The 12,096-nt window shown below is 67.5% G+C and carries 11 protein-coding genes and 1 rRNA gene; 6 read left to right on the plus strand and 6 right to left on the minus strand.

Going from position 1 to position 12,096, the window contains the following annotated elements; all coding sequences use genetic code 11:
* Positions 1-47 precede the first annotated feature (47 nt).
* A complete protein-coding gene (gene glyQ / locus O0J73_RS09875; protein WP_197564593.1) occupies positions 48-959 on the minus strand; it encodes a glycine--tRNA ligase subunit alpha in 912 nt (303 codons plus the stop codon).
* Positions 960-1,043: 84 nt separating this feature from the next.
* Here glyQ and O0J73_RS09880 point away from each other — a divergent pair, with 84 nt between their 5' ends.
* The 3 genes from O0J73_RS09880 to O0J73_RS09890 are packed head-to-tail and all read left to right on the plus strand — an operon-like array spanning position 1,044 to position 4,559.
* Positions 1,044-2,879: a GspE/PulE family protein gene (locus tag O0J73_RS09880; protein WP_308308604.1), complete on the plus strand. Its 1,836-nt coding sequence runs from the start codon at positions 1,044-1,046 to the stop codon at positions 2,877-2,879.
* On the plus strand, positions 2,851-3,597 hold the full coding sequence (locus O0J73_RS09885) for a glutamine amidotransferase (protein WP_308308605.1): 747 nt from the start codon (positions 2,851-2,853) through the stop codon (positions 3,595-3,597). Before O0J73_RS09880 ends, O0J73_RS09885 begins: the two co-directional genes overlap by 29 nt.
* A 50-nt stretch (positions 3,598-3,647) precedes the next feature.
* A complete protein-coding gene (locus O0J73_RS09890) occupies positions 3,648-4,559 on the plus strand; it encodes a BPSS1780 family membrane protein (RefSeq protein WP_049455838.1) in 912 nt (303 codons plus the stop codon).
* A 78-nt stretch (positions 4,560-4,637) separates the two neighbouring features.
* On the opposite strand, the gene tatC is transcribed toward O0J73_RS09890, so the two are convergent.
* From tatC to O0J73_RS09910, 4 genes are all read right to left on the minus strand, one after another.
* Positions 4,638-5,387, minus strand: coding sequence for a twin-arginine translocase subunit TatC (gene tatC, locus O0J73_RS09895; RefSeq protein ID WP_006477603.1), 750 nt, complete (start codon positions 5,385-5,387; stop codon positions 4,638-4,640).
* Positions 5,384-5,848 (minus strand): Sec-independent protein translocase protein TatB, encoded by a 465-nt coding sequence (gene tatB / locus O0J73_RS09900; protein ID WP_006477605.1) that lies wholly within the window; start codon positions 5,846-5,848, stop codon positions 5,384-5,386. The genes tatC and tatB overlap by 4 nt, the downstream gene beginning before the upstream one ends.
* Before the next feature lie 15 nt (positions 5,849-5,863).
* Positions 5,864-6,091: a Sec-independent protein translocase subunit TatA gene (gene tatA, locus O0J73_RS09905; protein ID WP_005420453.1), complete on the minus strand. Its 228-nt coding sequence runs from the start codon at positions 6,089-6,091 to the stop codon at positions 5,864-5,866.
* A 75-nt stretch (positions 6,092-6,166) separates the two neighbouring features.
* Entirely contained in the window at positions 6,167-7,060 is an 894-nt protein-coding gene (locus O0J73_RS09910; RefSeq protein WP_006477608.1) for a YSC84-related protein, read from the minus strand.
* Between the two features lie 165 nt (positions 7,061-7,225).
* Between O0J73_RS09910 and hemH the strand changes: the two genes are divergently transcribed.
* The 3 genes from hemH to O0J73_RS09925 all read left to right on the plus strand — a co-directional run bounded on the left by hemH (position 7,226) and on the right by O0J73_RS09925 (position 11,435).
* Positions 7,226-8,188: a ferrochelatase gene (gene hemH, locus O0J73_RS09915; RefSeq protein ID WP_006477610.1), complete on the plus strand. Its 963-nt coding sequence runs from the start codon at positions 7,226-7,228 to the stop codon at positions 8,186-8,188.
* Positions 8,185-9,039 (plus strand): alpha/beta hydrolase, encoded by an 855-nt coding sequence (locus O0J73_RS09920; RefSeq protein ID WP_006477611.1) that lies wholly within the window; start codon positions 8,185-8,187, stop codon positions 9,037-9,039. Before hemH ends, O0J73_RS09920 begins: the two co-directional genes overlap by 4 nt.
* Positions 9,040-9,329: 290 nt before the next feature.
* Positions 9,330-11,435, plus strand: a complete 2,106-nt coding sequence (locus O0J73_RS09925; RefSeq protein WP_308308606.1) for a methyl-accepting chemotaxis protein — start codon at positions 9,330-9,332, stop codon at positions 11,433-11,435.
* Positions 11,436-11,808: 373 nt separating this feature from the next.
* Here the strand turns inward: O0J73_RS09925 and rrf are convergent.
* A 5S ribosomal RNA gene (gene rrf, locus O0J73_RS09930) occupies positions 11,809-11,923 on the minus strand.
* Positions 11,924-12,096: the final 173 nt, after the last annotated feature.

Consider the following 12,096-nt stretch of genomic DNA (forward strand, 5'->3'; position numbering starts at 1 on the left):
CGGCGCCCCGGGTAGTTGATGAAAAGCGGGTCGGTGCGGGAGGGCCGTCAGGCCTTCTTCGCGCCCGGGAAGCCCAGCTTCTCGCGCTGCTCGTAGTACGCCTTGGCCACCGCCTGGGCCAGCGCGCGCACGCGCAGGATGTAGCGCTGGCGTTCGGTCACGCTGATCGCGCGGCGCGCATCGAGCAGGTTGAAGGTGTGGCTGGCCTTCATCACCTGCTCGTAGGCCGGCAGCGGCAGGTTCACTTCCACCAGCTTCTGCGCTTCACGCTCGCAGGCGTCGAAGCGGTGGAACATTTCGTCCACGTCGGCGTATTCGAAGTTGTACGTGCTCTGCTCCACCTCGTTCTGGTGGTAGACGTCACCGTAGGTCACCGGCTGTCCGTCCGGGCCATAGGTCCAGACCAGGTCGTAGACGTTGTCGCAGTTCTGCAGGTACATGCACAGGCGTTCGAGACCATAGGTGATCTCGCCCAGCACCGGTCGGCATTCGAGGCCACCGGCCTGCTGGAAGTAGGTGAACTGGGTCACCTCCATGCCATTGAGCCAGACTTCCCAGCCCAGGCCCCAGGCACCCAGCGTCGGCGATTCCCAGTTGTCCTCGACGAAGCGCAGGTCGTGCACCAGCGGGTCGATGCCCAGTGCCTTCAGCGAATCCAGGTACAGCTGCTGGATGTTGTCCGGCGCCGGCTTCATCGCCACCTGGTACTGGTAGTAGCGCTGCAGGCGGTTCGGGTTCTCGCCGTAGCGGCCGTCGGTCGGGCGGCGCGAGGGCTGCACGTAGGCCGCGTTCCAGCCTTCCGGACCGATCGCACGCAGGAAGGTGGCCGGATGGAAGGTACCGGCGCCCACCTCCAGGTCGAGCGGCTGGATGAGCACGCAGCCCTGCTGGGCCCAGAACTGGTTCAGGGTCTGGATCAGGCCCTGGAAGGTGATCGGAACGGTCGGGGTCGCGGACATGCGGACGATTCTTGGCCGGCAAGGGGGGTGCGCTAGTATAACGGCCGACCTGCGGGGCATTCCGTACCCGGGAGGAGCAGGCAGATGGAACATCGGCTGCCGGTGGGCACGCCCGGCGAGGCGGGCGGCGTTCCGCTGCCCTGGGGCCGCCTGCATTTCGAGCAGATCGCCGCGGCGCTGGTCGCCGATGGCCTGGTGGCCGAGCAGGACCGCGAGCGCATGCGGTTCTCCGCGCAGGGCGCGCGCAACGCCAGCGAAGTGCATCCGCTGGTGCTGCTGTCCAACCTCAAGCTGGCGGCCAACGGCGGCGGCGAACTGACCCTGGAACGCCTCAGCGAATGGCTGGCGCAGCGTACCGGCTGCCGCTACCTGCGCATCGACCCGACCCGGGTCGACGTCGCCGCGGTCACTGCGCTGGTGTCGCATGCCTATGCCCGCCGCCATCGCTTCCTGCCGCTGGCGGTGGATGCCGAGCGCGTGCTGGTGGCCACCAGCGAGCCGCTGGTGCAGGAATGGCGCCGCGACCTGCAGCACCTGACCCGGCGCCGCATCGAGCTGGCGGTGGTCAACCCGCTGGACCTGCACCGCTACACCATGGAGTTCTACGGGGTAACCCGTTCGGTGCGTGGCGCCCGCAGTGATGCGCGCGGCGAAGCCAGCACCACCCTGCCCAGCTTCGAACAGCTGGTCGAGCTGGGCCGTACCGGCGACGTCAATGCCGACGACCAGCACATCGTGCACATCGTCGACTGGCTGCTGCAGTACGCCTACGAACAGCGCGCCTCGGACATCCACCTGGAGCCGCGCCGCGAGATGGGACGCATGCGCTTCCGCATCGACGGCGTGCTGCACAAGGTGTTCGAAGTGCCACCGGCAGTGATGACCGCCGTGGTCAGCCGCATCAAGGTGCTGGGCCGCATGGACCTGGCCGAGCGCCGGCGCCCGCAGGACGGCCGCATCAAGACCCGCTCGCCGGGTGGCCGCGAAGTCGAGATGCGCCTGTCGACCATGCCCACCGCCTTCGGCGAGAAGTGCGTGATGCGCATCTTCGACCCGGATGCCGCGTTCAAGAGCATCGACCAGCTCGGTTTCAGCCCGCAGGAGGCCGCCGGCTGGAATGCACTGGTCGAGCGCCCGCACGGCATCGTGCTGGTCACCGGCCCGACCGGCTCGGGCAAGACCACCACCCTGTATTCCACGCTGAAGCGGCTGGCCACGCCGGACGTGAACGTGTGCACGGTGGAAGACCCGATCGAGATGATCGCGCCCGAGTTCAACCAGATGCAGGTGCAGACCAACATCGACCTGGACTTCGCCAGCGGCGTGCGCACCCTGCTGCGACAGGACCCGGACATCATCATGATCGGCGAGATCCGCGACCTGGAAACCGCGCAGATGGCGGTGCAGGCCTCACTGACCGGCCACCTGGTACTGTCCACCCTGCACACCAACGATGCGCCCTCGGCGGTCACCCGCCTGCTCGACCTGGGCGTGCCGCATTACCTGCTGGCCAGCACCCTCAACGGCATCCTCGCCCAACGCCTGGTGCGTACCCTGTGCCCGCACTGCAAGCAGCCGCACAGCCTCGGCGCCGCCGACTGGGCGGTGCTGGCTGATAGCCATGCTGCATATCCAGATGCCGCCACGCCCTGTCGGCCGGTCGGTTGCCTGGAGTGCCGGCGCACCGGATTCCTCGGCCGCATCGGCCTGTATGAACTGCTGCCATTGGGCTCGCGGCTGCGCGGGCAGATCCGCGCCGACATGGACCTGGCCGGTTTCAGCCGTGCCGCGCGGGCTGAAGGGCTGCGAACCCTGCGCCAGGCCGGGCTTGAAAAGGTGGCGCAGGGGCTGACTACAATCGAGGAAGTCCTGTCAGTGCTGCCGCCCCCGGATGAACCCAGCTCCGTTCCTGATCCTTGAAACCGGCCGCCCGGTGCCGTCACTGCGCCGCTACGGGCGTTTCCCGCACTGGATCCGCGTCGCCGCCGGGCTGGAAGAACACCAGACGGTGGTGGTCGATGTCGAACACGGTGGCGCCCTGCCCGATCCGCACGGCTTCGCCGGCGTGCTGGTGACCGGCTCGGCCGCCTTCGTCACCGACCATGCCGAGTGGAGCGAGCGCAGCGCGGCATGGCTGCGCGAGACCGCCCACGACGACCTGCCGGTGTTCGGCATCTGCTACGGCCACCAGCTGCTGGCGCACGCGCTGGGAGGTGAAGTGGCCTACAACCCGGCCGGCCGCGAGTCCGGCACGATCGAGCTGGAACTGCAGCCGCAGGCCGCGCAGGACCCGCTGTTCCAGGGGTTGCCACAGCATTTCGCCGCCCACGCCACCCACCTTCAGACCGTGCTGCGCGCACCGGACGGTGCCGAAGTGCTGGCGCGCTCGCCGCTGGACGGCTGCCACGCCTTCCGCTGGGCGCGCCAGGCATGGGGCGTGCAGTTCCATCCGGAATTCGCCACCCACCACATGCGCGGCTACGTGCGCGCCCGCGCCGACTGCATCGGCCGCCACGGCGGTTGCGCCCGCAGCATCGAACGCGCGGTCAGCGCCGCACCGCTGGCCCGCCAGCTGTTGCGCCGCTTCGTCCGCCAGGCGCGGCTGTCTTCAGCCCAGCCGGCGGCAAAACAGGGATAATCGGCGCCACGGGCAGCCGCCCGGCCCCCTCCTGTCCCTCCCGGATGTCCATGAAAGAGATTCGCAAGCTGCCGGCTTCGGCGGGCGCCCAGTGGTTGCTGGATACGTTCTCCCTGTACCGGCGTGCGCCGCTGCAGCTGGCCCGGATCGGCCTGACCTGGCTGCTGGTGAGCTGGGTGGTGACCCTGTTGTCGACGCTGATTCCCGGCGCCGCCGGCATGGCCGTGCAGCTGATGACCCTGGCCATTTCGCCGATCATGTTCGGCGGCATGCTGTATGCCGTGGGCGAGATCGACGAAGGCCGACCGGGCCTGGCCTCGCACCTGCTGCAGCCGATCCGCGACCACCGCGTCAGCCACCTGCTGGTGCCGCTGGCGATCCAGGTGCTGGCGGTGCTGCTGCTGGGCGCGCTGCTGTTCATGATGATCGGCCGCGAAGGCTTCACCGCCTTCAGCGAGGTCATGACCAAGATGGAAGAAATCAGCCGCAGTGGTCAGCAGATCAAGCCGGACGATGCCGCCGCACTGGTCGCCAACCTGCCGGCCAAGCGCATCGCGCTGTGGATGCTGCTGGTGTTCCTGAGTGCGGTCGCGCTGTCGCTGGCGATGTTCACCCAGCCGGCGCTGGTGGTGTTCGACAAGCAGAGCGGCATGCACGCGCTGCGCCTGAGCCTGCAGGGCTGCATCGAGAACATCGGCGCGATGATCGTGTTCGCCGTGCTCGGCCTGATCGCCGCGTTCTGCATGTACATCCTGTTCGTGATCGTGATCCAGATCGCGATGCTGATCGGCGGCCCGCTGGCCGCAGCCTTCATCGCCCAGCTGGTACTGACCACGGTACTGATGCCGCTGTACGTCGGCGCGGTCTATGCCGCATGGAAGCAGATGTTCGTGCACCGCGGCAGCCGCGCAGCGCCGCCGATCCCGACCACGCCGACCTCCAGCGACATCTTCCACGCCTGACGGAAAAAGGGGACGGAGGGGATTAAGTCGTTAGCGGCACAGTGGCACATACGACTTAATCTCCTCCGTCCCCTTTTTTCAGGCGGCGGGCTTCTTCACTACCGACGACGGCACCAGCCAGCGTGCGGCGTGGATGCCCAGCTCGTAGAGCAGGCACATCGGGATGGCCAGCATCAGCTGCGACACCACGTCCGGCGGGGTCAGCACGGCGGCCACCACGAAGATGCCGACGATCGCGTAGCCGCGGCCTTCCTTGAACTGCTGCGGCGTCACCCAGCCCAGCAGCACCAGGATCACCATCGCCACCGGCAGTTCGAAACTGCCGCCGAAAGCGAAGAAGATCGCCAGCACGAAGTCCAGGTAGGCGTTCGCATCCGGGGTGATCGCAATCACGTCCGGGCTGAAGGTGGTGAGGAAGTGGAACACCGCCGGCAGCACCAGGAAGTAGGCGAACGCACAGCCGGTGTAGAACAGCACCACCGACGACACCAGCAGCGGTACCGCCAGGCGCTTTTCGCGCGCGTACAGGCCCGGGGCAACGAACGCCCACAGCTGGTACAGCAGCCACGGCACCGCCACGAACAGGGCGACGAAGAAGGTCAGCTTCAACGGCGCGAAGAAGGCACCGGCCGGGTTGGTCGCAATCATCGTCTGCCCGTTCGGCAGCTGCGAAACCAGCGGTTCGGCCAGCGCGTTGTACAGCTTCTGGGTGAATGGCAGCAGCGCCAGCAGCGCCACGCCCAGGCCCAGCAATGCGCGCACCAGACGGCCGCGCAGTTCCACCAGATGTTCAACCAGCGAGCTTTCGCCGAACTCCTGCTCACTCATGAGGGGCGCTCCGTGTTCTGCGCCGGGGGCGTCGCATTGGTTTCAGTGGCCGTGGAGGCGCCGGGCGTTACCGCAGCGACGTCCTGTGCCGGTGCCTGGTCCGCGGCAACGGGCTCGCCCAGGTGCGGCGGCAGGTCGGCCGGCGCCGGCGCGCGTACTTGTTGCGCCAGATCGTCGCCCTGCTGCTGTGCCTGCTGGGCTTCGCGACGGATCGCTTCGCCGCTGGCGCGCAGCTGGTTTTCGGTGTCCTGCATGCCCTGGCGCACGTCCTGCATCTGCCGCTTGATCTCCTCGGCCTGCAGTTCGCGCTCCAGTTCCTGTTTCACCGAATCCCACTGATTGCGGGCACGACGCACCCACAGGCCGGCGAAGCGGGCCGCCTTGGGCAGGCGCTCGGGACCGAGCACCACCAGGGCGACCACCGCAATCACCAGCAGTTCGCTGAAGCCGATATCAAACACCGCAACCGCTCCGGATCAGCGAGCGTTACGGTCGTGCTCGTCCTGCGCGGTGCGCGAGGCGTCCTGGCTGCGCGACTCGTCGCCCAGCTGCGCGTTCGGCTTGTCCTCGTCGCGCATGCCCTTCTTGAATTCCTTGACCGCCGAACCGAGGTCCTTGGCGCCACTGGTCAGGCGCTTGGTGCCGAACACCAGCAGCACGATGGCCAGCACGACCAACCAATGCCAGATGCTGAAACTGCCCATAAAGACGCTCGTTACGTTAGTGATCAGGCTGTCGAGCATAGCGCACCGGCTGTTAGCCGGCGCGCGTGACGAAAGTCAGTTTCCGCCCAGCGTTTCCGTGCGGATCTCGCCGTCGTTGACCGGCTGGAAGCCCTGCTGCTGCGGCGGCGGGGTCTGCGGCACGTTCTGCAGCGGCGCGGTGGTGGCCTCGGCCGGGGCGGCCGGCGCTGCCTGAACAGGCGCCGGAGCCACCGCCGGGGCGGCCGCCGGACGCGGAGCATTGCCACCACTGCCGTTGCGGTTGTTGCGCGCGGCGTAGGTGGCCTCTTCCAGGCGATCACGGAAAGCGACCACATCCATCGACGGCGAACCGCCGGCGCGGCCTTCGAAGATCATCCGCGGCGTGGTGTTGCTGCCGTAGGCGTCCAGATTGGCGGCATCGTCGATCTGCAGCACCGCGCCGTCCAGAGCGACGCCGGCAAACAGGCCTCGGGCGCGCGACCACGACCAGATTTCGGCCTTCAGCTGGCCATCGGTGGCGGCGGCGGCGTTGCGACCGACCGGGCCGGCGGCAACGCCGGCATCGGCGCCCAGCGTGAACTTGCCGTTGACCAGGTTGTCCAGGCTGCGGTCGTTGCGGAACACCAGCACCACGTCCGAGGACTGCACACCGGCCTGGAAGCCGATGCTGCCACCGGTGAGCTTGACGAACACCGGGTTGGACCAGGCGCCATTGGCCATGCGCACCGACATCAGGCCATGGCCGCGACGGCCACCGATGACCAGGCCGGCCTTGATCGTGTCGGGAATGACGATGACCGCGCGGCCTTCGTCGAGCAATTTGTCCGGAATGCCCTGTTCAGGGATTCCCTGGATTTCGGCCAGCACGCGCACGGCGTTGCGGGCGCGCTGGTCTTCCTGCGGTCCGGCCATGGCCTGGCTGGACAGCAGACTGGCGGCGATCAGCAGGGCTTGGATCGGGCGACGCATGGCGGGCTCCAGAAGTCAGTCCATAGGAAGATATAGCAAGTGACTGAAATTAGTAGTGTTGCCATGAATCGCCAATGAGCGTTGCCTGCTCATATAGATGCCCCCTATGCGCGCGATCCGAACCCTGCATGCCGGCGCGGCACCGGATCGGCGACAATACATCCCATGCTCGACGCACCCGATACCGCCGTGCTGGCGGTCAACCTAGGCACGCCTGAGACGCCGACGGCCCCCGCCGTACGCCGTTACCTGGCTGAATTCCTGTCCGACCCCCGCGTGGTCTCGATCCCGGCTCTGCTGTGGCAGCCACTGCTGCGCGGGCTGATCCTGCCGCTGCGCAGCAGCCGTTCGGCGGCCAAGTACGCCCAGGTCTGGCTGCCCGACGGATCTCCGTTGATGGTGCATACGCGCCAATTGGCCCAGGCCATGCAGGCACTGCTGCCGACGCTCCGGGTTCGCCATGCGATGCGCTACGGTGAACCGGCGCTGGCCGGCGAGCTCGACCGCCTGGCCGCCGAAGGCGCGCGTCGCATCGTGGTGCTGCCGCTGTATCCGCAGTACTCGACCACCACCACCGCCTCGGTCGAAGACCGCGTCGATGCCTGGCAGCGCCGCAACCCGGGCGTGACGGTCAGCCTGGTGCGCGACTATTCGGTCGACCCGGGCTGGGTCGAGGCCGTTGCCGGTTCCATCCAGCGCTACTGGGAACAGCACGGCCGTGGCCAGAAGCTGATGTTCTCCTTCCACGGCATCCCGCAACGCCTGGCCGATGGCGGCGATCCGTATCCGCAGCGTTGCGAGGCCAGTGCCCAGGCCATTGCCAACGCGCTGGGCCTGGGCAGGGACGAATGGCAGATGGGCTATCAATCGCGCTTCGGCCGCGAGCGCTGGCTGCAGCCGTACGCCGAGCCCAGCCTGTGGGCGCTGGCCGAATCCGGCGTCAGGCAGATCGACGTGGTCTGCCCCGGCTTCGCCACCGACTGCCTGGAAACGCTGGAGGAAGTGGCAATGGGCTTTACCGAAACGCTGGCCGAACGCGGCGCGACGATGCGCTACATCCCCTGCCTCAACGCCGAACCGGAACACGCACGCGCCCTGGCGCGGCTGGCTGTGGCCTCGCTGGCATGAGCCTGCATCCGTTTGAACTCGAGGTCGGTGGCGCACGCGTCGCCGGCCTGCGCAACCACGGCGAGGGTCCGCGCGTGCTGGCCCTGCACGGCTGGCTCGACAACGCCGCCAGCTTCGTGCCATTGGCCCCGCATCTGTCGTCGCTGCAGCTGGTCGCCATCGATCTGCCCGGCCATGGCCACAGCGCGCACCTTCCGGCGGGGGCCAGCTACACCACGCCCGCCGCGATCGGCCACGTGCTTGATGTGGCCGATGCATTGGGCTGGGACCGTTTCAGCCTGCTCGGCCATTCGATGGGCGCCGGCATCGCCAGCCTCACCGCCTCGGTCAGCGACCGCATCGAACGGCTGGTGGCGATCGAAGCACTCGGCGGCCTGCGCGGGCCGGAGGAAGAAACCGCGCATCGCCTGCGCGAGCATGTGAATGCCACGCGTGCGCTCGCACGCAAGCAGTTGCGCGTGTTCCCCGACCTCGCCGCGCCGATCCGCGCACGGATGATGACCAACCAGCTCAGCGAACACTGCGCACGACTGCTGGTCGAGCGCGGTGTGGAACCGGTCGAAGGCGGCTATCGCTGGTGCAGTGATCCGCGGCTGATGCTGCCCACCGCGATCCGCCTCAGCGAAGGCCAGATCGACAATCTGCTGCAGGCCATCGCCTGCCCGACGCAGGTGATCTACGCCACACCGGCGCAGTCCTATTACCCCGAGCCCATGCGCAGCGATCGCCTGCGGCACCTGCGCGATGGACGGCTGGCGGTGTTTCCCGGCAACCATCACCTGCACATGGAAGACCCGGCGCAGGTTGCCGACGTGATCCTGCACTTCTTCAGCAACGACAACGCGGGCTGAGTCCGCGCCTCCGCGCGCTTCACTCCGCGCGTTTGCGGCCGATACATCAGTTGCGGGCCCCTGCGTCCGCAGCACGCGGGCCCGGTCGGGCCTGCGGCGTGTGTCTGGTTCTACAAGGAAGTCCGCATGCCCGCTCTACCGCTCCGTTACCCAAAGGATGGGGTCACGGCGCCCTGTCTCTGCGGCGTTGATGACGTCGCATTCCCCGAATCCCCGGTCCATGCCCAGTCCACGCGCTCATGCGTGCGTCGCGGCGTGGCCGCTGCCGTCTGTTGACCCAGGAGTCGCCGATGTCCGCTGCATCCTCCCGTCCCCCCGATACCGCCCGCCTGCCGCATCTGCAGCAGCTCGCCCGCCGTGCTGATCGCCGACTGCTGATCGGCAGCGCGGCATTGGCCGTGGCTGGCCTGGTTCTGGCCCCGCGTGGGCCCCACGTGCCGGGTGCCGCGTTGGCTGCGGCCGCCGTGCTGCCGGCCATCTGGCTGGCCGGCCCTCAGGCGGGCCGCAGCCTCGCCCGCAATGGCCTGGCATTGTTGTTGTCGCTGCAGCTGGCGTTGCTGTGCACGGCGGTCGGCCTGTCGCCGGCGTTGCCGATCGCGGTGCTGCTGGGCGTGCTGCTCAGCCACCGTGATCGCCTGCCGGTATGGCTGGCCGGTGGCGTTGGCACGCTCGCGCTGTTGCAGCCGCTGCTGGAAGGTGCCGCGGCCGGGCCAACGCTGCTGCAGGCAACGCTGCTTGCTGGCCTGGCACTGTTCCTCGGCCAGGTCGCGCTGCGCCTGCGCCAGCAGACCGAGGCGCTGGGCCATGGCCCACGCCGCCTGGCTGCACTGGCCCGCGATATTGCCACCGGTGCCGATCTGGGCGCGCATGCGGATACCACGGCCTATGCACCCGGTTCGCTGGCCCATGCGCTGGCCGATACCGCCCGCCACGTGCAGGCCCAGCGCGGGCGCGAGGCTGAAGCGCATGCCGAGAACGCACAGATCCGCCAGGCCCTGGACGCTTCGCGCACCGCGATGATGATTGCCGACAACGACCACGTGATCCGCTACGTGAACCGTTCGGTGGTGGCCCTGCTGCGCAACCAGCAGGCGACACTGCGCCAGGCCTTCCCCGACTTCGATGCCGATTGTCTGGTCGGCAGCAGCATCCATCGCTTCCACGCCAACCCGGACCGCATCCGCGCGATCCTCAATGGCCTGCAGGTCACGCACAACGGCAAGGTGCAGATCGGCCCGGTGCACTTTGCGCAGGTGGTCACTCCGGTGTTCGATGCACAGGGCGTGCGCCTCGGTTTCGCCGTGGAGTGGCATGACCGTACGCACGAACTGTCGCTTGAGAATGCTGTAGCCGGCATCGTTGCCGCCGCTGCCGCAGGCGATCTCGACCAGCGTCTGCAAGCGGGCGAAGGTGCCAGCTTCCTGGAGGGTCTGACCGGTGGCATCAACCAGCTGCTGGATACGCTGGGCAGCACCGTCAACGAAGTGCGACAGATGCTTTCTGCGCTGGCCAATGGCGATCTGGACCGGCGCATGCACGGCGAGTACCAAGGCGCCTTCGCCGCGATCCAGCGTGATGCCAACGCCACCGCCGGGCAGCTGGCGCGCATGGTCGGCCGCATCCAGCAGTGCTCCATCTCGATCAGTACCGCCGCCAGCGAGATCGCCGCCGGCAATGGCGCGCTGTCCGAACGCAGTGAGCGCCAGGCCGCGCACCTGCAGGAAACTGCGGCTTCGATGGAAGAGCTGACCGCCACGGTGCGCCAGAACGCTGCCCATGCGCGTCAGGCCAGTGAGCTGGCCGCCTCCACACAGAATGCCGCCGGTGACGGCAACACCGCCATGCAGCGGGTGGTCGACACCATGCAGGCGATCGAGGGCGCGTCAAAGCGCATCGGCGATATCACCGGCGTCATCGACGGCATCGCGTTCCAGACCAACATTCTGGCGCTGAACGCCGCGGTCGAGGCCGCCCGTGCCGGCGAGCAGGGCCGTGGCTTTGCGGTGGTGGCCAGCGAAGTACGCGTGCTGGCGCAGCGTTCCGCCGCAGCCGCGCAGGAAATCAAGAAACTGATCGACGAAGCCGGCCGCCAGGTGTGTGAAGGTGCGCAGCTGGTGGCCGATGCTGGCCAGCGCATGCGAGGCATCGTCGGTGGTGTCGAGAGCGTCAGCCACCTGATGCGGGAGATATCGGCCGCTTCGCAGGAACAGTCGATCGGCATCGAGCAGATCAACCAGACTGTCGTGCAGATGGATCAGGCCACGCAGCAGAACGCTGCACTGGTGGAGGAAGCCACCGCTGCCGCGCGCGAACTGCAGTCGCAGGCGGGGACACTGACCGAAGCGGTCTCGGTGTTCCGCCAGCAGGAAGCGCGTGAAGTCGCTCTGGTCGCCTGATCGGAACGTGCAACCGGATCGATTGGAGACGGCGCCCGCAGGGCGCCGTTCTTTTTATGTCCTCTGCGTGATGGATCACGGGAAGGGCACGTTCATGGGCGTCGCACGACGGCATCGATCCATCGGTAATGCCGGCCGCTGGCCGGCAACCACGGCATGCGCATTGCGCAGGCCTACGTCACACAGCCACGCATGGCGTGGGTCTACCGACAGCCAGCACCAGTTACCTCGCACGGACCATCATCGGTAGCCGCCAACCATGGACGGTAGCACTCCACGCGTGGCGTGGATCCACCGGTGCATTCCGGCCAATGCATTTTCCTGCGCCCAAAGAAAAACCCCGCTGCGTGAGCAGCGGGGTTTTGGGTGTAAACCCTGGCGATGACCTACTCTCGCATGGCTTGAGCCACACTACCATCGGCGCAGCTGCGTTTCACTTCCGAGTTCGGGATGGGATCGGGTGGTTCCACAGCGCTAATTTCACCAGGGAGGCTTTTGGAGAGTCGCACTCGTCCCTGTGGGACAAGGCGCCAGCCTCGCATAGTTCTTGTGACGTAGCGTGCACTTGGATGCTCTTACGACGCTGTCGTAAAGCCAAGGCAACTTGAGGTTATATGGTCAAGCCGCACGGATCATTAGTATCAGTTAGCTCAATACATTG

This window comes from Stenotrophomonas sp. Sm6012, assembly GCF_030985895.1.
Lineage (GTDB): Bacteria > Pseudomonadota > Gammaproteobacteria > Xanthomonadales > Xanthomonadaceae > Stenotrophomonas > Stenotrophomonas forensis.

Excerpts from the sequence above, each read along its gene's own strand:
- glyQ (WP_197564593.1), bottom strand. The coding sequence starts at position 959 with ATGTCCGCGACCCCGACCGTTCCGATCACCTTCCAGGGCCTGATCCAG.
- O0J73_RS09880 (WP_308308604.1), top strand. The coding sequence starts at position 1,044 with ATGGAACATCGGCTGCCGGTGGGCACGCCCGGCGAGGCGGGCGGCGTT.
- O0J73_RS09885 (WP_308308605.1), top strand. The coding sequence starts at position 2,851 with ATGAACCCAGCTCCGTTCCTGATCCTTGAAACCGGCCGCCCGGTGCCG.
- O0J73_RS09890 (WP_049455838.1), top strand. The coding sequence starts at position 3,648 with ATGAAAGAGATTCGCAAGCTGCCGGCTTCGGCGGGCGCCCAGTGGTTG.
- tatC (WP_006477603.1), bottom strand. The coding sequence starts at position 5,387 with ATGAGTGAGCAGGAGTTCGGCGAAAGCTCGCTGGTTGAACATCTGGTG.
- tatA (WP_005420453.1), bottom strand. The coding sequence starts at position 6,091 with ATGGGCAGTTTCAGCATCTGGCATTGGTTGGTCGTGCTGGCCATCGTG.
- O0J73_RS09910 (WP_006477608.1), bottom strand. The coding sequence starts at position 7,060 with ATGCGTCGCCCGATCCAAGCCCTGCTGATCGCCGCCAGTCTGCTGTCC.
- hemH (WP_006477610.1), top strand. The coding sequence starts at position 7,226 with ATGCTCGACGCACCCGATACCGCCGTGCTGGCGGTCAACCTAGGCACG.
- O0J73_RS09920 (WP_006477611.1), top strand. The coding sequence starts at position 8,185 with ATGAGCCTGCATCCGTTTGAACTCGAGGTCGGTGGCGCACGCGTCGCC.
- O0J73_RS09925 (WP_308308606.1), top strand. The coding sequence starts at position 9,330 with ATGTCCGCTGCATCCTCCCGTCCCCCCGATACCGCCCGCCTGCCGCAT.